Raw genomic sequence first — 24661 nt, forward strand, 5'->3', positions numbered from 1 at the left:
ATTTACCAAGTAACCCCCTCAACGTACGTTACCCCTATCTTTAGTAGGCAAGTTAAGCTTATCTAAACAAAAATCTAAACCGGCATAAGCACCAAGGTAACTGTAAAAGCCTTTATTACCACAAAAATCCTTAACCAAAGTAGCTATTATGTATTTATGTTCTTTAACGCGGCTAGCATCTCGCCAAGAAAAATCACCAATGTCTGGGGCAACAAAATAACCATCTAAATTATCGCTACCCGTGAAAAAATCTCGCGGCACAACAAGGTTATGCTCATCGATAAACCAACCTCCATCGCGTTTTTTAATGCGTCCAGAGATAATGTTATCCGCAATAACCGCAGAGCTTTCTTTAAATCTAACGTCTATTCCTAGGGTGTTATAAAGGATATTATGATGAATTTTACTCTGACTGGCCCTATTAAGATAGATACCAACATCATTAGCACAGTGCATTATGATATTGTTTCGAATAATACCCTTTTCATGCTCAACACTACTTTTATTACGTCTGTCTCCCTGGCTTGAACCACCACCACCAAGAGACAAACCAATGGCCGTATGAGTACCAGGTAAATTAGCTGCGCACATAACTAAATTACGCTCAAAAACCCCATGCTCTGAGCCTCCTTTAAAGAAAGCTGCATAACTCACTTTATTTCCTGCTGATTTTTGTATATCAAAAAAAAAGTTATTACTGACTTGCCAATAATTAGCATGCATTAAGTCAAAAGGGGTTACTGGGTTAATAGTTTTTCTAGCTGTCGTGTTAAAGAAAGTATTCTCTGTAACTTTGCCGTAGTCTGGATAATGTTTACCAATGCCATTGACTTTTATCATGGCATTGAAGTCTTGCATAATATTATTTTTGATAACTGTATGTTGACCTTTACCTACAACATGAAAAGCATGCTCGCACTTTGCATGTTGTTTACAGTTACCAATAATATGTAGATTACTAAACTGCCAGTAAGGTTTATTTACCACAAAGCCTTCACCTCGTAAATAAATCCGAACTTCTCCCAGCCCTGTTGCCATCACTTTAATAGGCCTTATTTTACTGCCACTATTTCCAAGTGAAATACTCGACGACTTTATATAGTAACTTCCCGGTAAGAGCACTACTGTTTCCCCTGCACTTACCACTTTTAACGCTTTAATGAGTTCAGCTGCATTGCTTACATATAAATCGGTAATGTTACTCTTATAAAAATTTTCGCCATTAGCCCCATGCCCAGACCAAGACGATAGATCAATCTGGCGAAAATAATGCTGCTGTATCTGAAAAATTTTCATAACATCTAAAAGAGGTGCAAGCACTTGGTATAGGCTTGGTTGTTTCACTCTTAAATTATCACTCACTTTTTCACTAAATAACGGTAAAGAAAGGCCTAAGGAGTGCACTTGGTAAGCCAGCACACCCACACTTAAGAATAAAATTAAATTCACCACCAGACCCGTTACAATAAAATATTTTGTTAAATAAGAAGGGATAGTTTTCACGTTTAATTTTTATTTCCTTATTAGATTTATTTTTATACTTTAAGTATTAGTTAATGCCAATAGCTTTAGCAGTAGAGAAGATATAATATAGCCACACAAGTAGTTTTTTGATCTAATTGATTATACTAGCATATTTAAAAATAACACCTCATGGAAAGACAATATTTTACGTTAATTAAAAATAAGCTCATGGCACAATTTTCAACACCTGACTATTGTTTATGTAGCCAAGATCATTTTGTAATGAGCTATCATTATCAAAGCAAAAAACTCTCTAGAATATGCAAAATCCCCCCTAATAATCCAAGTTTCCTAGGAAAGATTAAAGATAAAATCAGACGTGGTTCTCTAGCTCGACTTTTATCAAATTCACTTGGTTTAGGCCATGTAGTGCAACTAACTAGCGGCACTATTATCATCATTTATGACAAGATTTATCGTTATGGTTTAGAAGATAACACCGGCGTCGCGCAGGATGTTTTCCGCCTTAAAGAAGAAAATATATACTCGCCATTACGCAATGGTATAGCTATACATCCCTTAACTAATACCGCTTATTTTGGTGAATACATTAACGGTGTAAAAAAGGCGGTTCGCATTATTCGAATCAGTGATGATGGGAAAAAAATAAACGTTTGTTATACCTTCCCGCTTGGTGAAATAAAACATGTTCATGGCATTTTTTGGGATAAATATCGCCACAGATTGTGGATCACCACAGGTGATAACGATAACGAATCACACTTTTATTATACCAATGATGAATTCAATACCGTGCACAAGTATAAAGGCGGAGATCAAAGCTGGCGGGCTGTTTCACTGGTCATTACTGAAAATCATTTGGTTTGGGGCATGGATGCGGGGAAAGATGCCCCTAGTGATGCCATTAATCATATTTATCGTTTAGATTTGACCACAGGCGAGCGTCAGCAAGTAGCAACCATAGGTAACCCAGCTTACCACATGGTGCAGACAGAGTCTGGTGCTATGGTTATGGGTGTAACCTTCGAGCCAGGTAGAAAACAAGCTACCCGTGAAGAAGCCTGTATCTATTACAGTGAAACAGGCAAACACTGGCAGAAATTACTAACTTTGCCTTATCAAGCACAAAACCTAACTGGCCGAAGTCAGTATGCTTATGTATTCCCCCCATCAGGAGTAATTCCTGATAACGAGCTACTATTTACGCCGATTAATATTGAGTACTATGACGCCAAGGCAATGTTAATAAAATTACCAAATAATTTATCATAGTTTTATAAGTTATAGACTTATTTCAATTAAGTAACGATAAAGAGAAATATAGATATAGGTAGTAATAATGAGTGCTGGGTAAATTGAAGGCCATATACTTAAAAGAACAAGCAGGGTTAGCTCTCTTTCTGGCTATGATATTTAAGAGTATTTATTACTCTATCAAGTTGCTGAAAACTCAAGTTTTGCAAAGGTAATTCAAGCAAGCCTGAAGTAACAGAGCCATCAAAAGCCTTGGAGCCTGAGCCATAAACAAATTTAGTGATAATTCCACCTTGCTGTAATTGCGCAGCAAGTTTCTCTGGTACCATTTTTTTGGATTGAATAATCAGGCGAGTTAAATAAAGGTCATCTGTATCGCACTGTACCAATGAATAATCTTTCACATGTTTCATCTTTTTTTGGTAGTGCTTAATTAACCGCTTACTCAGCGCTATTCTGGTAGGCAAGCTTTCAAACTGCGCTAACGCGATATCGGCATCAAGGTTAGATATGCGTGTTACCGGAAAATAAAAGTTACCTATCGCTTTACCCGTAAACTTTACCCTGAGTCTTTGCCAATAATAATCTAACGCTTTAGCGAAGCCTTGCCATTTATAAGCCAATAAAAAATGCCCCAAAGCGGCAACTCTGCCAGCACTTTCCGGCAAATTTTTCTCCATTACAGAAAGTGCTGGCATTAACCTTTTATTATTAATAAAAAGCACACCACCTGATGCTCTAACCCCTGTGACAATGGTTTTGGCTTGAGCAAAACTTAATATACCAACATCTCCAAACGAGCCTAAAGCTTTGCCGTTAAGCTTAATACCAGCCACTTGTGCCGCATCATCAATAAGATACACGCCTTTAGCTTTGACAATAGCTTCTGCTTGAATAATATCGGCAGGTTTGGCGTACATGTGAGGTAAAATAACCGCTAAAGTATTATAATTGCAAAAATGGTCGAGCAATGCCACATCAAGATTTAAATCTGCTTTTACTGGCACATAAACAGGAATCAAACCGCAGTCTTTGATTGTGCTTGGCACACTATCGCAAATGAACTCAGGGATGAGTACTTCTCTTTTTTCTGGTTTATAGCGTTGAAATACCTGTAAAGATAAAACTAAACCCGCACGAGCCGAGTTTAATAAAATTACTTGCGAGTCAGGATATTCCTGTTCTAAACTTAGTTGCAACTTGGGTATTGCTTTACCTTGGCAGACCCTTGCACAGAGTATATTTTTCATTATCGAAAGCCATTCTTTATTGCCCCAGTACGCAACCTCAGGTTTGATGATTTTTCTCATGTCGCTAGCATTAACTTATTTTTAATACGCAGAAACAAGTTATGAAGATAAGGCATAGGATCTTGCCAACGCTTAATAGCAGTATAAGACTTAGCTGATGATGGCTCACTTGGATCGCCCCCATGAGCTAAAGCATTGCCATCAGCTATTTCATCTCGCCAGATAGTAGAACGCAGCTGTAAGGGAAACTCCGGTACTGTTTCTTGTCGGCAATGCCGGTAAACTTGCAATAACAAATTATGACCCGATAAGGTCGCTATTTCATGTTGATAGTCGGTGCGCGCTACGGTGGGTTCTATCATGTAAAAACCTTGCCTTTGACTATCAAATTTATACTCCATACCCAGTAAACCTTGGTAATTAATATGTTGAGCAAAGGTGGTAGTTATTTCACTTAATTCTTGATGCGCTTCAGGAGCGTTGGTACAACTTGCCGTACCACCAATGTTAATGGGCCAGGAACGTAACTTTCGGCCAGTAAAACTGGTCACTAACTGGCTATTTTCATCATAATAGGCCAAACAAAAATAAATATCACTGTCTTTACCGTGCAACCACTCTTGCGCTAGCATATCAGGCATTATTGGCTGAATTTTCTGATATAAGGCGCTGACTTCAGCGATATCGGCAACTTTATAAGCCTTTTTGAATTGTTTGGAATAAGCACGATCTTGATAAAGAGGTTTAAATACACAAGGAAAATTTAAAGCTTGGGCTTGTTCAATATCACTTAACTGCTTAATAACTACCGCTTGAGGAATGGGAGAATGATAATATTCGGCTAACTGCTGAAAAGCACTTTTAGATTGTAAATCAATTATTTGTTGGTGCGAAACCATGGAGAACAGATAATAAGGTTGTAGGCGATCACGGTGTAAACTGACTTGTTCTACTGTTTTTTCTTCACTCAAAAATAGCACAGGTGGTTGAGTAAATGTTTTGCCTAACTGTTCTAGCTCAACAATAATGGCAGGAGATATAGTGTCCGCTACTAAACGTTTCTTGCCGAAACGTGAATGAAATACTGGCAATTTATTATTATCTGCCAATACTAAGCAACATGCATAAGGTGCTAATGAGCGTAAAATCCCCAAAGCATTAGCCGAGCCCCCAACAATAACAACTTCAGTATTTTTCACCTACTCAGCTCCTACGCGATTAAACGGCCAACGGTTAAGTTTACCCGCTGAAACACCCAAATCACTTAAAACCGTGTTCAATAAAACAATGCCGTCTTTTTGAATATATACAATCCAAATAGTATAAGTTAACACACCTAATACGACCTTGATAACTAAGCTAATCAATATACTGACTGAGAATATTGGTAGTAAGAAATACTCTAAGCTAAGTAAGACAACGGCCATGGAAAAACTACCTAAAAGTGGCGTTATCAGTTGGCTCAAATACTCTTTAATGGGTAACTGGTAATGTTTTTTAGCTAATGAAAGTAATATGCTTAGCAAAAAAGGAGATACAAGAACTATACCCATAGCTGCACCGTTAATACCATTTAAATAAACACCAGCAAGTAGACTCAACGGAATTACAACAGCACACAAAGTGGTATATTTTGCAGTAACATTAGCTTTACCGATAGAGATAAAAGCTTGGGTAAGCAAAGGATCTATGGATTTAAAAAAGCCTCTCACACAAAGCAGCTTTAAAGGAATAACCGCGGCTAGCCATTGTTCTCCTAATAAAATAGGCACCAGCTCATCAGCAGTCAATACCATGCCCATTAATACCGGAAAACTGATTAATGAAATACCAGCACTCAACTTTAATAACGCATTATTTAAGGATTTAATATCATCTTGTAATTTAGAGAATAACGGTGAGGCAACTTGGATAATGAGGCTAGTAATGTGTGATATTGGTAAAGACGCAATTGTACCCGCCATACTATATATGCCTGTTTGTGCACCGCCGGCTATACGTCCTAAAATCAATGTTGATGCGTTGGTATATAAGTACCAGGTTAAACGAGAATAAGTGACTGTCAGGCCAAATTTCATCAAAGATAACGCTTCTTTAATACTACCATTTAGGGTCGGGTGCCATCGCGATAACCAGAGTATAGTCAATGTTTTGAATAATTCGCCGATTAAGAAACCGTACACCAAAGACCAGGTTTTATAACCTGACAGAGCAAAAGCAAGTGTCACAACGCAAACTAAAAGAATAGCGAAAAATTCAATACCCGCTATCACTTTAAATTTCATTTCCTTAACAAGTAAAGCATCTGGCACTGTTTTAATAGCGCCTAACATAAATGCTAAGGCAATAACTTGCAAAATAGGGGTAACTTGATCATTATCATAAAAAATAGCGACCGCTGGCGCTGCCAGATAAGTTAAGCCATATAACACCATACTCATAAATATTGCGATATAAAAAACACCAGATAACTGCGCCGTTGTAGTCTCTTTTCGTTGAATAATGGCGCTACCTAAACCAACCTCGTTAAAAAAGCCAACAAAACCTGATACCACCATGGCCATAGCCATTAAGCCATAATCTTCAGGTGATAATATGCGGGCAAGAATTAAGGTATTAGTAAAAGAAATTAGCCTAGCCAAACTTTTACCTGCACCTAAGATTGCTATTCCTTGTACTGTTTTACTCCGGAGACTTTCCATGTTTTTATTTACCGCTCTGTTTGTTATTCATTGTCTCGTTTATGGCCTTCCATCGTGACTCGATATTTTTTCCATTCTGTCTTTCTAAACTTATGTACTAATTTTTTTAGTCCATTACCGAATAGCGCTTTTACAAAACCTTCAAAGTGATATTTTAATAAATATTTGCGTATCATTACGCTAAAAACTTTGCTGAGTTCAGGTAGGTTCTTTTCACGGGCATGACAGCTGAGGTCTTGTATAAAAGGCAGTACTGCTTGACTGGTCAAGGTTAATGATTTTAGTTCGTTAATATCACTTAAATGTTGCAGGCTTTTACTGGTTAACTGGTATATATGCAAGGCCGCTCTTGTTCTTAAGCATTTAGAGCACGTATCACAATTATGCGCAATATTGTTCCAGCAGACTTGAATATTATCTAATACAAACTGATTACTACTAATAAATACAATTTTATCTGATCGTGATACTTCAGCTCCATCATGAACTAACCTTCTATTTTCGATACTCCACAGTGGATCAGTACATGGGTGGGATCCCCAAGGAAACATATCTGTATAAGTAAATGATGAGGGTATATATACTTTTTCAAAACCTAAACTTATTCCTATACCCGCTAGTGTTAAACCATGTTGAAATAGGAAGCTTATTTTACGGCTATTACTAAACTGACGTAAGTTATTATTAATGATGATTGAGTCAATATTAAATTCATTAGCGAACGTTTGTTTCTTTTCAACTAAATTAGACCACTGATCCTGTTTAGATATGGTATCAAAGCCAGCTAACGTAATTAAATGAGTAATTTCTTCTTGGTGTTTACAAAAAGTATAAGAGCTATCGACTCCACCAGAGTAAAAACTACCAACACCTTGGCTAAGGTTAATTGGCGCTTGAATATTACTAACCTGTACTTCCACCTTGCTTAGGTCGCTATTCCAACAGATATAAATATCTTGTAGCTCATCAAGCGATTGTAATAAAGTAGGTGATACCGGAATATTATCATCAAGTTTTATCGGTAAATTACTAATCATTGCCTCAAGTAAACTGGCGGCAATAAATAATTCACCTCTCGCTTCGACTTCAATGTGATTAGGAAAGTCAAACCATAATAGCTCGCCGTCGACTTCAGCTGAGATCCGTTGCTGACCTTCAACACTCGCTTTCATTAAATTACTAATTAATACGCTTGTTCTTTTCATATTATTTATACCTTAAATTTTCTCACGTTTTGACATAAGTCAAATTTCATCTTATAAAAATTTATTTACAGATTATCTTATTAAAAATATTAACCAACTCTTGTGTTTTTTCTTTTCGGCTGTATTGCTCAATATCAGCACTACAATCGATATTATTCTCAAGCATAAATTTTAAACCTGTTGCAATCTCATTAACGCCCCAAACGCTGGTGCCAAATAAAAGGTCCACGACTAAGTCAGCAGTCGCAGAGTTTCTAGGGGTTATTGCTAAAATAGGTCGTTTGGCACTGATGTAGTCATAAATTTTCCCCGGTATTTGTCGATGAAAAATGTCATCTTGAATCAATACTGTAGCGGAGGATTGTTGCATCTCGGCAACAGCACCATCAAATGAAGTAGAAGGTAAAAACTCAACTAACTCGGATATAGCTAACTCAGCAAGTAACGTTTGAAAAGCATCTTTTTTTCCTGGCCTAAAAGTTAAAATGAAATTATCTGGTGATATTACACCTTGTTTTTTCAATAGGGCTAATGCCAAGAATAATTGCTTAGGATCACGACCATTCGCATATAAAGAACCACTATATAATAATTGAAATTTTTCTCGTTTCAGTGGTGTCGACTGAGATAATTCCTCACTTAAATAATAACCATTTTCGATGGTAATAAATTTATTAGGATCTTGATTAGGATAAAGCTCACGATATAACGCTGCGGCTCTATTTGAGGTAAATACAACTTTATCCGCATGCTTGATGATACTTCTTTCCATCCATTTTTTAAGCCAAGCATAACGCTGTGCTGACTGGTCATAACGACACTGTAATGGATCTCTAAAGTCTGCAACCCAAGGTATATTATATTTTTTTTGTAGCTTTCTTGCTATCCAATGTGCGGTTAACACTGGATATGTAGACCAAAGAACATCTGGCTTTTCTTTGTCGATCACCTTGCTAGCTTGCTTAACGGCATCAAAATACCATGGCCAGTATCGGTCAGGTAATGTCATCCACTGAAAATAACGACCTTTAATTGCATATTTTTTTGCCGCATCAGCGCACTTAGCTTTAACAACATATTTTGCAACTTCAGGTAAAATGGTTAACGTATCATCACGGCGTTCATAAATATTGTCAGTGGCGCTGATGATATGTGGTTGCCAAGAGAAACGAGGTAAATACTCCGAAAACCTTAACGTTCTTTGCACCCCAGCACTGCGGCACGGAGGTAGCTCTAACGCCACCATTAAAACATTTTTCATTATGACTCTTTAGTATTTAGTATTTAGTAAAATTTCTACTAAAATTAAGCAGTAGTTACCTGTAGTAAACGACAATGCTCGTTAAAATATTTCTATAAACCTTAATTAATGTAGTCTTCAGAGTTTTAATTATACTGTTAAGGGTTATATTATTTTCTAAGTGAAACAGCACACCCCTAGCTTTTTCCAACATTAAATAAGTATCTAGAAGGTAATTTATTAATAGCCATAAAAACATAATCTGGCTTAGGATTAAGCTCTATAATAATAGGTCCATCAACACCAACAGCCACGTCAAAGCCGGCAAATGTGATATATGGAAAGGCATCTAAGGCTTTACATGCTAATGTTTTTACTTCTTTAAAATATGGTAATGAGGCACCTTCTAGCAATGCATTAGATGTTGGGTGATGTTTAAAGTAGGCTTGAGATGGCTCCATAAATACGCCGGCATCCATTAGCCCTGTATCAATATTAACATTAGCCATAATCCCCCCAGCAGTAGCATTATCTATAATCGCCCCTCCTTGACCCATTCTAAGCGTCATACCCAAACATTTGGTTATTCCGTCTGTTCCCCTGAAAACAAGTACTCGCACTGTATTCACACTCTCTTGGTGAAATTTAGCAAATGAAGGATGCTGCTCTATATAGGCTTCAACAACAACACCTTCTGAGCAAGAATTAATATGGTAGAATTCTTCAGTACGCAATTTCTCTTCAGTATCTATTCTGGTCAAGTATACCTCATCATTTTCCCTAGTAACTTTACAGGCTCTAAAACCAGCGCCGCCAAAACCTTCAACTGGTTTAAAACAAATGATTTTATTAACATGGTCTTTTAATAGTAATGCTAACTCTTGAGGGGTTTTTAATGACTTACCTGAAACATCCAGACCATGCAGAGAATTTAAATGCCCAAGTAAAGGGGATGTGGGTATGCCATAAGTACTTAGTACTGCTTTTTCAATAGCTTTATGCTGAGAAAGCTTTTGATAAGATGGATTGTTTACTTTAAGGATAGCGTTATGGTATTCATGTGCATTAGCAAAACTAAATACAAATGTCCATGAGCTGTTAAGTTTGCCCATTTCGGCCAAATGGTAATATCCAGGACCGATACGACGTACAATTAAAAGAATACATATTTCAAATAATTGCCTATAAAAACTTTTGAACTCTGGCAATCCAGAACGGTTTTTAACTAGCGCTAGCGCCTTACATAATTTTATTAACATTTTTATTCCATACTTATAGCTTTAAATTATTTAAAGCTAGCTAATTTTCTAATAGCTGAACTCAAACCACAAAGCTCTGCTTCAAATTCTATTTGATGTACATCTGCGCCATCTAAAAAACGCGGTATTTGTAATCTATCCGTATCAGAGGTTAGCATCCCAGAAGAAACGGTTGTTGCAGTAACAACACCACACTCTTTTAGCCACGGCAGTTGTGGTAAGTAATACTCGCCACTCGGATAACAGAAATGCTGCAAGGTGTTAATAAGCTCAAGCTGTTGTAAATAATCAATATTTTGACTAACCTCTAGTTTAAACTCTTGCTCGTTTTGTGGAGAACAGTGCCGATGTGTATGTAGTTGAATATCGACATTACTCTGTTGCAGAGCAGTTAACTCCTCAGTATTCAGCGAGCGAAACATTAACTGGCCATTAGAATGTAAATTCACTTGAAGTTGCTTAGCTATATCTAAGAGCACTCGTTGTCTAACTGAAAAGCTAGCTACTCCGTCTATAAGTTGGCAAAGCTCTGTAACTATGCTGACTGTATTTTCTGCGCTAATAACATACTCTTTAGTGATTGAGAGTATTGGCTCGTCAATCACTAATGTTTTACCTGCCGACTTCCAAAGAATATAAGCTAGAGCCACATTAATCACTGCACCTTGCTTTTGCACGTAATAGCTCGTTACATACAACATTAGTGGAAAATTATGTTCCGCTAAAGTATCGCCAACAAGCTCTTTAGTGCCAGCCCAGCCATCATCCATTGTTAGTACCACAAGATTGCCATTATGCTGGTTGTTAACAGCTTCAGATAAGCTAACAATCTTATATGGACTATCCTGCAACCATGCTAGCCTTTTTTTAAAAGATTCTGGGCGCATAAATAGTTTCGGACGAAATAGATACTCATCGTCATAAGCAAAACCGTGATAACACAAGACACAGGTATTACCTTTGTTCAACTTTCGAGCTAGCCAAAAACCACCTAAATACTTGATGATAAAAAGAGCTATTATTTTAATCGCTTTAAGCACGAGCTAGTAAACTCCTTAGTAAATCCCCATAAATTTATAAAGTATAACTTTCTGTCATTAGGATAGAGCAAGTCTGCTTTAATATTGGGATGCAAAAATAACAATAAGAATTCAGCTACAATAGCCATTTTTTTAGTTTTTGTGATGATCGGGTCTTTTAATGAGGACAGCATATAGCCAAAATCTGCTGGTAAGGCATTTCTTACTTGAATATGATTTTCCAATCGAATTGGTGTTTTAGGTGCTAACTTTTCAAAAAAGTAGTCTAGATGAATACAAGGAAAATGAACCCCAGCTAAAATGTCTAAATTTAATGCCGCCCAGTAGCGAGAATTAAGCTCGATAAAGTCAAAAGAATTAGTTGCCTCATGCCATTTATACTCAACCATGGCTGGCCCATTCCACTTGAGGAACTTCAAGCGTTGCACTGCATCCTCATACATTTTTTGCTGCCACCAACTATGTCGTAGAGAAGTTAAGCCACCTGTATGAGGATTTTCATGAGTTGCAACGGCCATAGACTCCGCTAACAATTGTCCATCTTGAAAAAGTAAGTTAACCGTTGCTTTAACGCCTTCACTGCAATCTTGGACAATGGCTTTATTATAAGATTTGAAAATATCTATCACTGCTTGTTTTGCATCAAGCTCAGTTTCAGCCTTAATAATTCTAGCGTCACCTCCTGAATGCGCATAAAAGCCATCACCTTTAATAAATAGTGGATAGTTCCAACTGGCTGTCACAGCCCAATCAACCTCAGCTTCACTAGCAACAACTTGGGTATTAGAAATATTATCGGTTAATGATTTATCGCCACTTGATAAGAATGCATCAAACACATCCACTTTGCATAAACACTGGTAGATAACTTCTTTGCTGCTGCTAATTGGTAACAGGTGTGCAAATTCATCAAAACAATCTTTTATAACTAAGTAAAAGGCTTCACTTGGAATAATCGCCTGTATTTCATGTTCTTTAATGAAAGCTCTTAGCCACTCAAGATAATTTTTATCGTATGGAGGACAAGTCACCGCCATTGTAGTGAAATTTGAACGACATCCAAGCGCACCTGCTTTAGATGATGCAGAAAACACATTATAGCCATGTGATCCTAATGAGCGAATAACAGCAATAGCCCCCATAGAATCTGCTTGAGGCACAAGTACATTGTATTGATTGCGCCAATTTCTTTCGATTATATGTTTATCCATTTACCTATCTCTTTATGAGTTAATCAAAGTTTTCTGCAGTGCCACTATCTATATTATTGGCAGTAGTTTAATGCTAAGCGTAATACGAATTTAAGTTCCGTTTCGTCCCACGGAGTAAAGCGCTTAATTTGAAAGCCATCTGTTTTTTGGTCTTTCAAGACCCCTTTATCTGTGGATAGCGCTGCTAAAAAACCGCATTTTTTAACCATTTCAATATGGGTAACATCAAAATCTTCGCCAAATTTTCCATTCGGATAAGCAAAGTAGTCTATTGGGCTATTAATTATGCCTTCAAGAATATGCTTACTCTGTTTAATTTCCTCTAAAGCAATACCAGCACTCTCTTTCAGAAGAATTGGATGTGTATGCGTATGTGAGCCAATACCCATACCAGCTTTATATAACTCTACAGTTTGCTCTTTTGTTAAAAACTGCTGTGGCATTTCTTTTTGTTGACTTTGTATGACTAATTGCTCAATTAAGGCATCACGCTCAGCAATAGTTTTATACTTTATTCTTGATAGGCAATCAGTTAAACAAGTAATTCTTTCGTTATCGCTTAATAAAGAATAATTTTTATTATCAAAGATGAGCTCTGTCAGCTTTGTTTTCATTATAATAAAAGCAACTTTTTCATCCCATAAATAGCCATTTTCAAAGCCAATAGTACTAATAAAAAACGTTGCTTTAAGGTTATGTTTTTTTAACAATGGAAAAATAATATTATAGCTATCAACGTAGCCATCATCGACCGTAATAGCGACTGAACCACGCGGTAGTATACCTTTAGCTTGCAAAGCCAAACCCTCAGCTAAGTTGATTGGCCTAAGGTAGCGTTTAATCCAGATTAAGTGCAGCTCAAATAGTCTTTCGTCCATAGCAAGTGCATCACCAGTACCTCCCACACGATGGTAAGTTAAAATACTGAGTTTATTTTTGCCAAAACACCAAAGGAAAGAGTCAACTAACGCTTTAATAAATAATGTAATCACTGAACCCTCCTCTGAACTTTATATTCAGTTACACTTGCTTCAAATTGCTCTTTGTTGTTTTTAGCTCGTTTAATTAATTCGCATAAAATATGGCTTAAATCAAAGTAAGGCAAGCTAAGTGTCACACCACCAACACAATAATCAACGAAATAAACTTTCAGCATTACCTAATGACCTAATTCGATGATGAGTGAATATACACAGCTTATTTTGCCCGCTAAAGTTGGTAACAACACTAATAGCAATGTTAAGAATAATATTAATCATTTGCTTTACTTCCTTTAGCATACACACAGGGGGGGGGGGGTATTACTAAACTAGCTATTTTCCTTCTCGCTGGAGTCTCTATCATTTTATAGGTAATGAAAGATAATATTAAAACCGTTAGTACGTAACTCAAGAGCCACCATGGCTCTGCTATATCTGTCTTTAATAGAAATAATTTAAATAAGTCTCTTACTAAAAAATGCACAAGGTAAATGGAATAAGAAATCTCTCCTAACAGCATTAAGGGCTTAGCTCTTAATACGGTGGCTAACTTAGATGAGTATAAATTTAAAAAACCAAACAAACTTAAAGCCATCACGAACGGGGCAAAAACAATTTCACTTATTACACTATAAATAATTAAGCCCATTAATGCAGTTGCTAACAAAAGTAAAAAATAAGAATGCCCTTTGTTCAATGAGTACTTCTGGCTATATTTACAGATTATCCCACCCATTAAAAACTCGATTAAACAACGGAACAACCCTAAGCCCTGAATATTTTCTCCCAAAGAGGTATAACCTAAAAAAGAAAAGCAACAGTAAATAACTACGCATAAAAAAAGAATGAAAAATGGTGCTAAAGAAACTTTCAATTTAGTTAAAATATAAACACAAAAAGGAAAAAGTAAGTAAGCGGCCCATTCTGTGCTAATCGACCATGCAGGGACATTCCATGAAAGAGTGTTACCTAACCCCCAGTTATTAACTAGCAGTAGTTGATATAAATAATTTATCAGTGAATATTTACCCCCGTCAGGCATAGCTTTATCTGTAATAAAGTAAGCTAGAGGAATGATTAAATATGCGACTAAGACAAAAAGATGTAAGGGATAAATTCTTGCTACCCGCTTTATTAGAAAGCTTAAATAGTTTGAGGCTTTAAAGCTGACAAACATCCGTTCATAGTTCAGGGTTATTATAAACCCACTCAAAAGAAAGAAAAAATCAACAGCTAAGTGACCTTTACTAATCCAGACTATAAGCCAACTGGCCATGTAATAATCTAAATATTGAGATATGTGATAAAACACTACCCATATAGCTGCAAGTCCTCTCAAGCTAGTTAAGTAATCGTATTTTATGGCATTATTCATTGGTATATCTTATATTTGAAAGAGAAACGACAAACGCTGTAAGGATATAAAAAATGGGCTGAAATGCAACGCCCACAAAGGCACCACAAACACAGAATAACAATAAAGATTGACTAAGGGCTTTACTAAGACCTAGCTCCCACTGGCAAGTTCTCGTTTTAGCTATTTTTTTTAGTTGTGATAATAATGTTAATATTATAGAAAGATAAATAGCCAAGCCGATAAAGCCATGCTCACCAAGAACTTCAAAATATATACTATGAAAAGCTTTTGCTTTAGCCGCAAAAGATATATTTTGATTATCATGGAACAAGTCTAGTAAGCCAAGATTTGCGAGGTAAGCGTTAAACCCTCCCCCAAAAATATGGCTACTAGCGAACTCAACAGTCCATTTCCATACAACTATTCGACCTAAGGCCGAGCTATCTGCTGAAGAATTTTCTATTGTCCCCATTCGGTTAAACCAAGCTTCTGGTGCAAAAGTGAAAACAATTCCAGCCCCTATAAGCAGTAACATTAAGCCACCGAATTTATGCTTAGATTTAATAAACATAAAATACCCAAAAAGAGCCAAACCAATTAAACCTGTTCTAGCATAGGAGCCAATCACTGTAAAAATTGCAGTACAAATAAGAGCGAAAATAAAAACCTGATAACTTTTTGTACGGCGTAATAATAAGGTATTATTAAAAAAGTGAACCAACAATGGCAAACAAACCACAGCAACCAAAGCAAGAGTACTGCTTTCGGATAAGCCATTGTTATCACCACCAGAAATTAAACGAGCGCCATAACCACCACCACCCAGGGCTGTTTTGGCCCCCGCTGAAATGGTATAGAAAGCAACTGAAAGTAAAAACACCCATATTAGTGCCTCTAAATCTTTATTATTTTTAATGGTAAAAGGGATTAGAGCCATAATAACAATAGTTTTAAAGGCCCAATCCCATTTAGCCCATGCTTGTTCTGGAAAAAGTGAGAATGATGTTGTTAAGGTAATCCAAATTGCAAAAGTGAATAATAAAACAATTACTTTTTTATTCTCAATTGAATTAAGTTTCTTTAAATGGATGATAAAACTTAAGATACATACGATTGCCATCACCATAGAAAGGGGCTTACCAGCCATAAAGCCATAAGCTATTTTTTGAGGCGTAACCAAGTCAATCCACAAATAACCCATTATGGCTATCTGTGGTTTTGCAAACCCCACAATAATGAAAACTAGTAAGGTAAAAAGAATTATCAGATCAGTCATTGTCGTTGTTCTTTCTTTTTTGATCACATAATAATGAGTACACTATATAAAGTATGCCAAAAGTGGATATTACAAATGCTATTTTATCAATCATATTGATTCCTTACGATGTTCCGTTATCACTTTATCCAGTAAGTGATATTGTTTATCACTAATTTTATGCCAACTAGAGTTCTGCGCTAACAGTCTTATACTATTGCTAGTCATGTTTTTACTAAGAACATTATCTAACGCCTGTGCAATACTTTTCGCTGTGCGCTTAATTATTAACTCCCCTACATCAGCGTTATTAATCACCTCAGGGCTACCACCAACATCTGTCGCAACAACAGGAGTACCACAGGCTAATGATTCAAGCAGTACATTCGGCATTCCCTCCCTACTTGATGCTAATACCAACAGATCAGCACAAACATAATACCCTGGCAGCTCACTTTGCTGGATGTTACCAGTAAAGTGAACCCTTGCTGTTAAACCAAGCTGCTGTACTTGTTGCTGTAACTTAGCTTTCATCACTCCATCGCCGACAATAACTAATTTAATTTTAGGTAAAGTGGATAATGCCTCAATAACAAGATGGTGCCCTTTTAACTCAATTAAGTTACCAACGCTGAGAATCAGTTTTTCATCTTGAGATAAAGTAAATGGTAATTGTGGCTTAGGCACCTTGGGGTGAAAAAAATCTAAGTCGACGCCATTTCTTAATACTACTGGCGGCTTAGCCAATGGTGCAAGCTTAACCATTTCATCAGCCAATGCTTGTGAAACAGAGGCACTGGCATCAATATTCATTAATGCCTTTATTATTCGTTTTCTGGCAATTTTATTTTCAGGGATAACATTAATATCACTACCACGTGCCGTGACCATTACGGGAATATTCAATTTTTTACCTATCCAACTAGCAACAACACCATCAGGATAGAAATAATGTGCATCTATTACATCAATAGAAAAACCTTCATCTTGAATTTCAGCAATGCTAGTTAAGCATGTTCTATATAAAAAATGAGGAGTCATATTCATACCTATTTTAGGTATAACTAAATATTTAGGATGGAAAACCTCTATATTGGCGCGAACTTCTTGCTCGATTACTGCACTATATTTCTTATATTCATTAATAGGTAACCAAGCAGGAAAATAAGGCACTGGCGCAAGTACCTTAACCTTGGCTGCGGGGTAACGTTTCACCAACTCTTTCACTCTGTTTTCAATAAAAATGCCATGCCTGTGCTGGATATTATTGGGATAGAGTGTCGTTAAAACGAGAATATTCATTAATTAATTGTTTCTGTTAATTTTTGATAAAGTGGCAAGTAATTGCTGACACTATTTCGCCAATTACGGACATTTTCAACATAATCACGCCCCTTTACTAAGACACTATTACGCTTATATTCATCGGCTAATAAATCAACCATACGCTCGGCAAGCTCGACACTATCACCGGCTTTAAATAAGAAACCTGTTTCATTATCGCTGATTAACTCTTTATGCCCACCAACATCCGATGCAAGTACTGGCTTACCTTGTGCCATAGCTTCAAGGGGTTTTAATGGTGTTACTAAATTGGTTAAGCGCATCGCTTTACGTGGGTATACTAATAGATCGACTAAACTATAATACTTACCAACTTCACTATGAGGTACTCGACCGGTAAATATCACCTTACCTTCTAAACCTAATAAAATAACTTGCTGTTTAAGGTTTTGCTCCTGCGGCCCGCCGCCAACAAGTAATAATCGCGCTTTCGGATTTTTAGCCAATACTGCCGGCATAGCAGCAATAGCTAGGTCTAGACCTTCATAAGCATAAAAAGAACCTAAAAAACCAAGTACATCACAATCCGTTAATTCTAATGCTTTAGCTAAATCGGTATTATTGGCTTTATCTTGTGGTCTAATAACATTGAATTGTTCGATATTTACCGCATTAGCTATAACAGTAAATTTACTTTCCTCGAAGCCTCTACTAATGAGGTCTGCACGTAACCCCTCACAGATAGTAGTCACAGCATTAGCATTCTTAACCACATGAGTTTCCATTTTTCGGGTTAAACGATAACGTAAGTCATCTTCTTTACAGGTGCCATGGTCAACAGCTGCATCTTCCCAGAAAGCACGAATTTCATAAACAACGGGTAAACCTGATTTCCTGCCAGATTTTAAGGCCGCTAAACCATTAAGTGCCGGAGAATGAGCATGAATAAGATCAGGCTTTTCAATTTCAATAACTTCTAGAATCCGCTTAACCATAGGGGCTATGTAAGCCATTTGGTTCAATAGCGGTAGTTTTGACATCAAGCCAGAAATGGGCGCACTACGATAAAACTTAAGCCCGTCAATCTCTTCAATTTCAATTTGGTCATTACCATGTTTGGGACTGGTGACATGGCAGGTTTCAATACCTAATTCATGCTGCTGCTTTAATATGGCGCGGCTTCTAAAGGTATAACCACTATGTAATGGGATTGAATGGTCAAACACGTGTAGTACTTTCATAAATACCCCACCGATGCAGCTTCAGCTTGTTTATAAAAAGATGCAAACATCAATAATGTCCACAGTGGAGCACTATATTCTTTGCGCCCTGACTGATGCTCATCTAACCATTTCTCAATGGTCTTCATATTAAATAAGCCACTACGACGCATTTGCTCACTTAATAATGAATCTCGTAGTTTTTGTCTTAATGGGCCTCTAAACCAATCAGATAATGGCACGCTAAAGCCCATTTTCTTTCGGTAAAGTACCTCGTGTGGCAGATGTGGTTCCATGGCTTTTTTCAAAATATATTTACCACAACCATTTTTAATTTTTAGCGCTGTTGGAATTTTCGCCGTCCACTCAACAAATTTATGATCAAGAAAGGGTACACGCACTTCTAAGCTATGCGCCATGCTCGCGCGGTCAACTTTCGTTAAAATGTCACCGACGAGGTAGGTTTTAATATCTAAGTATTGGATTAGAGATAAAGGGTCATTACCATCAAATTTCTCTTCATGCTGCCTAAAAATTTCTAGGGCTGTGTAGCCATTTAACTTTTGGTATAACTCTTCAGAGAATAAGGCTTTACGCTGTAGATCATTAAGAATCGACACTCCGTGGAAATAGCCCTCGGTGGTATCCATTGCTAAAGACTGAAACGTGGTCTTCGCCCGTAAAAACTGTGGTGCCCAATCAAGCTTAGGATAAAGTTTACCTAAAGTGCCAAATATTGGTTTACGCACTGAATAAGGTAAGATTGCACGTACTTTCTCTTCGTTCATCATTAAGCCGTAACGGCGGTAGCCCGCTAATAACTCATCAGCACCATCGCCCGACAAACACACGGTTACTTGCTCGCGCGCTAATTGGCATACTCGATAGGTTGGCATAGCTGAGCTGTCTGCATAAGGTTCGTCATATAAGCTAGCAAGAATATCAACTAATTCAAAATCATCACTGGAAATTACTTGTTCATGGTGATCGGTCTTATAATCGTTGGCAACCATACGAGCAAATTCAGTTTCGTTATAATCTTTGACATCAAAGCCAATTGAACAGGTTGTTACTGCTTTATTTGATACCAAGCCTGAGTGGTTATCACCTGATGTTTCTTTATATTTTTCATTAGAGAGTTGCGACATCATAGCTACCACCGCACTGGAATCTACGCCGCCGGATAAAAATGAGCCCAATGGCACATCGGCATTCATATGGCTAGCAACAGCGGTTTTAAATTGCTCGACCATTTCTTTGAGGTAGTCTTCTTCGTCCATTTCGACTTGCTGAGCATAACTTACATCCCAATACTGCTCTGTTTTAGGGGCCTTATCACCAACGCTAATACTTAAGGTATAGCCGGGCGGTAGTTTAGCCACTTGTTGATAAATAGTGTGTGGTTCAGCGGCATAGCCTAGCGAAAAATATTGTTCGATAGCTTTTACATCGATTTTTTTATTTAACCCTGGCACCAAAGTAATACTTTTCAGTTCAGAGGCAAAATATAAGGTTCCGGCAATCATTGCATAGAATAATGGTTTTATTCCCAACCGATCACGGGCAATAAATAAACGTTGTTTAGTGTGATGCCAAATAGCAAAGGTAAACATTCCTTGTAATTTTTCAACACACCCTTTACCCCATTGCATATAAGCATGCAAAATCACTTCAGTATCACTGTGGTTATGAAAAATATGACCTAGCGCTTCAAGTTCAATACGTATTTTCTTAAAGTTGTACACTTCACCATTAAAAATAAGCACAATATTGCCATCATCACTTGCCATTGGCTGCTGTCCTGACGACAAATCGATTATAGATAAGCGTCTATGCCCTAACGCCACATGCTCATCAAGGTATTCGCCGCCTTCATCTGGACCACGGTGGAATTGTGCTTGATTCATTTGCGCTAGGAGCCGTTGATCGACTACTGAGCCACTGGTTGAACTATTTGACCTGCCATAGCCTGCTTTAGCCGCTGAAAAATGTATAAAACCTGTGATACCGCACATATCAAATTTGTCCTTTAACGAGTGCTTGATATTGTTCTAGGTAAGCTTGCACCATTTTTTTTTCATTAAACTTTTCCAATATTTTTTTTCGAGCTTGTTCGCCGTGTTTAGCAATTAACTCTGGGTGTTCAATATAGTGTAGTAGTGTTTTAGCAAGCGCTATAGGATTACTTTTTTCCACTAAAAAACCTTCTTGACCATCGGTAATTACCTCTGGCACACCGCCAACACGTGTAGAAACCACAGCTGTTTTGGCCGACATAGCCTCTAAAATAGTCATGGGTATACCTTCTGCTATTGAAGATAAAACAAAAACATCGGTATTGGCTAATATCTGCGCGATATCATCACGAGACCCTAAGAACTCAACTGTATTTAACGCCTTTGCTTGGCAAAACTCAGTTAATTGTTCGCGCTGTTCACCGTCACCGACAATTGCAAGTTGCGGCATTTTGGCGCTACCTATTTGCTCTTGCAATAAGACAAAGGCGCTTAATAAATTTTGGTGATCCTTTACTGGCGTTATACGCGCGACAATAGCAAAGCGTAGCTGCTTGGTGTTTTCTTTGTTAAGCGTTTTTGGCAGGTTAAAACGATCGGTATTGATACCATTTTGAATAAGTAAGGCTTTACGCTGAGATATGCCGACAGTACTTATTAACCATTGATGTAAGTCTTCACTAACACTGACATATCTTTGAATAAAGCCAGACATTAACTTTCGTAAAAAATTATGTTTTTTATTTAAGCCTTGTGGATCGCCAAGGTCACGTCCATGTTCGGCATGGATATGACCTTTAACACCCGCTAACCAGGAAATTGGATGGTACTCAATGGTTGGGAGGTTATAAGTATGTAATATCGCGGGCTTTATTTTTCTTAAAAGCTTAAATAGTTTAAAGTGAATACCAAGGTCACTACCCTGCTTTTTACCTAAACAAAAAACTTCAATATGATTATGTTTAGCTTGGACAAAGTTATTAGCATCCGTTAAAGATATAATGACATGCTGAAATTTTTCACCCTGCATCTGATTAATACAATTAAGCATCACTCGCTCTAAACCGCCGATATCTAAACGATAGATAAGGTGCACTATAACTGGGGTTTTATCCTTATCTAGCATAGCTAACGGTTGCCTCTAGTAGATATTCAAGCGATAACTCAGCAAAAGTCGCCTGCATAAAAGCCTCAGTGAGTGTATCTTCAGCCACAGACACATCGATTTGTCCCGCGAAAGATACAGCTCTAACTTCACTAATATCTGACTGGCGAGTTAAGCTATTCCATGCTTGCATTAATTTGGCTTTATTTTTATTAACCGTATAGAAATCACCAACTTTATATTGATATAAATAACTTCTCGGTTGGCCATTGATATTACGTAGATGTACCAACATTACTGGTTTATTATCAATAAATAACTCTTCAGCGCTCACTACTGTCCACTTTTCATGGTCATGAGTCACATTTCCCCAGGAAATCATCTCGCCTTTAGTTTGTTTATTACCATAAACAGCATGAAAATATTCGACACCTTTGTTATCACTTATTTGAGTTTTATCTAATGCGCCTGCAAAAGAAATCCCCCAAGAAGAGATAAATACTTCATCGTTTTTAACACTGTTTGCTGTAATTGTAGGAATCGATTGTAATAGATAGAAAGTTAACGCAAACAACGGAAAGACTACTGCTGGCTTATACAAATACTCTAAGCTAGCTTTAGTGTTGTTCTTGCTTTTAACTTCACTTGGCTGCGTGAGGGCACTACTTTTCTCTTTATCCGCAAAAAAGCCACCAATCCAAAACATCAGCATAATTATCAAGCCAAAGAACAACCAACCATAAATCAAATGATCTGTGCCCGTGGCATATTCCATATCAGAATAATAGGCAATCGCCACTATGCCGTATGCTCGAAGGCCATTAGCTAAAATAGGTAAAGTTAAAGCAAAAAGAAAAAATATAATTTGTTTATGCGTTTTTTGATAGGTTAAATAACTGTATAAAGCCCCTACTGCCGCTGAAGCGATAAGGTAACGGATACCTGAACAAGCAACAGCAACCTCAAACATCCCAGTCGGTATTTGAATATATAAACCATCAACATAAACAGGTATACCATTTAACCTTAAGAAATAAACAGTAAACCATGCCGTTACATCTTGCAGCCATGGGATAAGGCTCTCACCCATAGGCACGGAAAATAATAAATAGGCTAATGGGAATTTATAATGCCATGCTAGTTTGTTACCAATAAGCAGCCAAAGTAGAAAAATCAGTGAAGTAACCGCAGATAACTGGCTCAAGACATTAATATCTGCAGCATAAGCGAATAAGCCTACAAACAAGGATACGGCCAGTAAAGGCAATGGCAACCAACTCGCTTGCACCTTGCTTTGTAGCAAGTTTTCTTTATCTCGCCATAACAGCCATAAACTAATGGGTAAAATAAAATAGCCATGAGCAAAAGTGTCTGATCTCGACCAAATGGCTTCCATGCCAACTAAAGCATCTTTATAAACAAGCCCCCAGGCAATAATTAATATGAATAATGTTAGTAAAAAACGCTTATCACTCAATTTTATTATTGCACTATCTGCTGCCACTATATTATTAACCCTCATAGGTTATCTTCCCTGTTCGAAAAATAATTTATTAGCGGAGCTAATGTTTGTTGCCAAGTAAAGTGCTCTACGATCCACTGTCTATTCATCAAAAGCCTAGGTTGATTTGTTAAGAGTTTTAAACAGGCTTGTGCGTAGGTATTTTTATCATCTGTGATGATTACCCCTTCAGATTCCTCTGCATTAATACCTTCCATGCCCATACTGGTAACTATAATGGTTTTATTAAGCGACATAGCTTCAAGTACTTTATTTTGAATGCCTCGGGCTATCTGTAATGGGGCAACAACGCCATGAGCCTTGGCAATAAAAGGTCTAATATCATGTACACGCCCGGTAACAACAATACCTTTATTTTTAGCTAAAGCACTAATATCACGACTTGGGCTACCACCAACAATACAAAAGATCGCATCCGGTTTTTGGGCTAAAACTAACGGCCAAACATGTTCTACAAACCACAAAACGGCATCAATATTTGCCCAGTAATCCATGGCCCCGGTAAAACTAATAAAGGGAACCTTAGGAACTAATTTTTCTTCTGAAAAAGACAACTGAGGGTTAAAAAAATTAATATCCACGCCATTAAGTACGCCATGAATTTTTGCTTGCTGTTCGGGGGCTTGCTTTGCTCTAAAGAGTTTTGCCTCATCGTGAGAGACAAACAGGCTATGAGTAAACTGTGCGCATATAGCGCTTTCTTCTTGTGCTAGCAATTTATATTCCCGGTTAAAAAACCACCTAGCTAATCCGGTTTTTTTATTTGCATATTGGCGCCACTTATCTGAGTCGACATCAACAAAATCAATGACTCGTTCTAGTGACTCATATTCATCTCGCTGACAACCCTTTCCTTGAACGTACTGCGCCATAGAAGAAGAGTACATAAAAACTTTTTTAATTTTATGCTGAGCAATACTGCGATTAGTCCATTGCTGCATTCGCTTATCAAAATAATAAGGCAGCGTGATTGGCTTATGGGTAAAAAAACCGCTAAGCGCTTTTATTTTGGCCAGTGTTTTATGCTGATTTAAATGAAGTATTGAGGCACAATATTTATCTAAGCTGGCTAGGTATTGCTTATCAAAAGCATCATCAATGAAACAACCTAAATGAATATCATAACGTTCACTGAGCTTTTTTAAGATATTAAAAGAGCGAATTTTATCGCCTTTATTAGGTGGAAAAGGAATACGGTGACACAGAAATAACAAAGGCTCTTTCGGCGCTGAGCTAGTATCCGGTAGACTGTTCAATGGTGTCACATCACGGCTCAT

19 protein-coding genes are annotated in these 24661 nt (G+C 37.3%); 1 reads left to right on the forward strand and 18 read right to left on the reverse strand.

Annotated features, from left to right (window positions below; all coding sequences use genetic code 11):
• Positions 1-18: 18 nt before the first annotated feature.
• Positions 19-1503, reverse strand: coding sequence for a polysaccharide lyase domain-containing protein (locus F580_RS25585; protein WP_019028729.1), 1485 nt, complete (start codon positions 1501-1503; stop codon positions 19-21).
• Positions 1504-1692: 189 nt separating this feature from the next.
• Here F580_RS25585 and F580_RS25590 point away from each other — a divergent pair, with 189 nt between their 5' ends.
• Complete coding sequence (locus tag F580_RS25590) at positions 1693-2757, forward strand: hypothetical protein (RefSeq protein ID WP_157443140.1); 1065 nt, start codon at positions 1693-1695, stop codon at positions 2755-2757.
• A 116-nt stretch (positions 2758-2873) separates the two neighbouring features.
• On the opposite strand, the gene F580_RS0115860 is transcribed toward F580_RS25590, so the two are convergent.
• From F580_RS0115860 to F580_RS0115950, 17 genes are all read right to left on the reverse strand, one after another.
• Positions 2874-4049: a DegT/DnrJ/EryC1/StrS family aminotransferase gene (locus F580_RS0115860; protein WP_019028731.1), complete on the reverse strand. Its 1176-nt coding sequence runs from the start codon at positions 4047-4049 to the stop codon at positions 2874-2876.
• Positions 4046-5188, reverse strand: coding sequence for a carboxylate--amine ligase (locus F580_RS24705; RefSeq protein ID WP_019028732.1), 1143 nt, complete (start codon positions 5186-5188; stop codon positions 4046-4048). The genes F580_RS0115860 and F580_RS24705 overlap by 4 nt, the downstream gene beginning before the upstream one ends.
• The gene (locus F580_RS0115870; RefSeq protein ID WP_019028733.1) at positions 5189-6691 is read right to left on the reverse strand and encodes a lipopolysaccharide biosynthesis protein; all 1503 of its coding nucleotides are present in this window, start codon (positions 6689-6691) and stop codon (positions 5189-5191) included.
• Positions 6692-6714: 23 nt separating this feature from the next.
• Entirely contained in the window at positions 6715-7896 is a 1182-nt protein-coding gene (locus tag F580_RS0115875; RefSeq protein WP_019028734.1) for a hypothetical protein, read from the reverse strand.
• A 61-nt stretch (positions 7897-7957) separates the two neighbouring features.
• A complete protein-coding gene (locus F580_RS24710) occupies positions 7958-9157 on the reverse strand; it encodes a glycosyltransferase (RefSeq protein WP_019028735.1) in 1200 nt (399 codons plus the stop codon).
• Between the two features lie 176 nt (positions 9158-9333).
• A complete protein-coding gene (locus tag F580_RS0115885; protein WP_019028736.1) occupies positions 9334-10395 on the reverse strand; it encodes a sugar-transfer associated ATP-grasp domain-containing protein in 1062 nt (353 codons plus the stop codon).
• Between the two features lie 26 nt (positions 10396-10421).
• Entirely contained in the window at positions 10422-11435 is a 1014-nt protein-coding gene (locus tag F580_RS0115890; RefSeq protein WP_019028737.1) for a polysaccharide deacetylase family protein, read from the reverse strand.
• A complete protein-coding gene (locus tag F580_RS0115895; protein WP_019028738.1) occupies positions 11414-12646 on the reverse strand; it encodes a hypothetical protein in 1233 nt (410 codons plus the stop codon). The genes F580_RS0115890 and F580_RS0115895 overlap by 22 nt, the downstream gene beginning before the upstream one ends.
• Before the next feature lie 53 nt (positions 12647-12699).
• Positions 12700-13638, reverse strand: a complete 939-nt coding sequence (locus tag F580_RS0115900) for a polysaccharide deacetylase family protein (protein ID WP_019028739.1) — start codon at positions 13636-13638, stop codon at positions 12700-12702.
• Between the two features lie 259 nt (positions 13639-13897).
• Entirely contained in the window at positions 13898-15001 is a 1104-nt protein-coding gene (locus F580_RS0115910) for an acyltransferase family protein (protein WP_019028741.1), read from the reverse strand.
• Positions 14994-16259: a putative O-glycosylation ligase, exosortase A system-associated gene (locus F580_RS0115915; RefSeq protein WP_019028742.1), complete on the reverse strand. Its 1266-nt coding sequence runs from the start codon at positions 16257-16259 to the stop codon at positions 14994-14996. The genes F580_RS0115910 and F580_RS0115915 overlap by 8 nt, the downstream gene beginning before the upstream one ends.
• 90 nt (positions 16260-16349) lie before the next feature.
• Positions 16350-17540 (reverse strand): glycosyltransferase family 4 protein, encoded by a 1191-nt coding sequence (locus F580_RS0115925; protein ID WP_019028744.1) that lies wholly within the window; start codon positions 17538-17540, stop codon positions 16350-16352.
• Positions 17540-18763: a TIGR04063 family PEP-CTERM/XrtA system glycosyltransferase gene (locus tag F580_RS0115930; RefSeq protein WP_019028745.1), complete on the reverse strand. Its 1224-nt coding sequence runs from the start codon at positions 18761-18763 to the stop codon at positions 17540-17542. Before F580_RS0115930 ends, F580_RS0115925 begins: the two co-directional genes overlap by 1 nt.
• A complete protein-coding gene (locus F580_RS0115935) occupies positions 18760-20757 on the reverse strand; it encodes an XrtA/PEP-CTERM system amidotransferase (RefSeq protein ID WP_019028746.1) in 1998 nt (665 codons plus the stop codon). The genes F580_RS0115930 and F580_RS0115935 overlap by 4 nt, the downstream gene beginning before the upstream one ends.
• 1 nt (position 20758) lies before the next feature.
• Positions 20759-21883: a TIGR03088 family PEP-CTERM/XrtA system glycosyltransferase gene (locus F580_RS0115940; RefSeq protein ID WP_019028747.1), complete on the reverse strand. Its 1125-nt coding sequence runs from the start codon at positions 21881-21883 to the stop codon at positions 20759-20761.
• Positions 21873-23384, reverse strand: coding sequence for an exosortase A (gene xrtA / locus F580_RS25595; RefSeq protein WP_019028748.1), 1512 nt, complete (start codon positions 23382-23384; stop codon positions 21873-21875). Before xrtA ends, F580_RS0115940 begins: the two co-directional genes overlap by 11 nt.
• On the reverse strand, positions 23381-24661 hold the full coding sequence (locus tag F580_RS0115950; RefSeq protein ID WP_019028749.1) for a TIGR03087 family PEP-CTERM/XrtA system glycosyltransferase: 1281 nt from the start codon (positions 24659-24661) through the stop codon (positions 23381-23383). The genes xrtA and F580_RS0115950 overlap by 4 nt, the downstream gene beginning before the upstream one ends.

This window comes from Colwellia piezophila ATCC BAA-637 (assembly GCF_000378625.1).
GTDB lineage: Bacteria > Pseudomonadota > Gammaproteobacteria > Enterobacterales > Alteromonadaceae > Colwellia > Colwellia piezophila.

Excerpts from the sequence above, each read along its gene's own strand:
- F580_RS0115930 (WP_019028745.1), bottom strand. The coding sequence starts at position 18,763 with ATGAAAGTACTACACGTGTTTGACCATTCAATCCCATTACATAGTGGT.
- F580_RS0115875 (WP_019028734.1), bottom strand. The coding sequence starts at position 7,896 with ATGAAAAGAACAAGCGTATTAATTAGTAATTTAATGAAAGCGAGTGTT.
- F580_RS0115895 (WP_019028738.1), bottom strand. The coding sequence starts at position 12,646 with ATGGATAAACATATAATCGAAAGAAATTGGCGCAATCAATACAATGTA.
- F580_RS0115940 (WP_019028747.1), bottom strand. The coding sequence starts at position 21,883 with ATGCTAGATAAGGATAAAACCCCAGTTATAGTGCACCTTATCTATCGT.
- F580_RS0115885 (WP_019028736.1), bottom strand. The coding sequence starts at position 10,395 with ATGTTAATAAAATTATGTAAGGCGCTAGCGCTAGTTAAAAACCGTTCT.
- F580_RS0115925 (WP_019028744.1), bottom strand. The coding sequence starts at position 17,540 with ATGAATATTCTCGTTTTAACGACACTCTATCCCAATAATATCCAGCAC.
- F580_RS0115860 (WP_019028731.1), bottom strand. The coding sequence starts at position 4,049 with ATGAGAAAAATCATCAAACCTGAGGTTGCGTACTGGGGCAATAAAGAA.
- xrtA (WP_019028748.1), bottom strand. The coding sequence starts at position 23,384 with ATGAGGGTTAATAATATAGTGGCAGCAGATAGTGCAATAATAAAATTG.
- F580_RS0115870 (WP_019028733.1), bottom strand. The coding sequence starts at position 6,691 with ATGGAAAGTCTCCGGAGTAAAACAGTACAAGGAATAGCAATCTTAGGT.
- F580_RS0115910 (WP_019028741.1), bottom strand. The coding sequence starts at position 15,001 with ATGAATAATGCCATAAAATACGATTACTTAACTAGCTTGAGAGGACTT.
- F580_RS0115915 (WP_019028742.1), bottom strand. The coding sequence starts at position 16,259 with ATGACTGATCTGATAATTCTTTTTACCTTACTAGTTTTCATTATTGTG.
- F580_RS25590 (WP_157443140.1), top strand. The coding sequence starts at position 1,693 with ATGGCACAATTTTCAACACCTGACTATTGTTTATGTAGCCAAGATCAT.
- F580_RS0115935 (WP_019028746.1), bottom strand. The coding sequence starts at position 20,757 with ATGTGCGGTATCACAGGTTTTATACATTTTTCAGCGGCTAAAGCAGGC.
- F580_RS24710 (WP_019028735.1), bottom strand. The coding sequence starts at position 9,157 with ATGAAAAATGTTTTAATGGTGGCGTTAGAGCTACCTCCGTGCCGCAGT.
- F580_RS0115950 (WP_019028749.1), bottom strand. The coding sequence starts at position 24,661 with ATGAGCCGTGATGTGACACCATTGAACAGTCTACCGGATACTAGCTCA.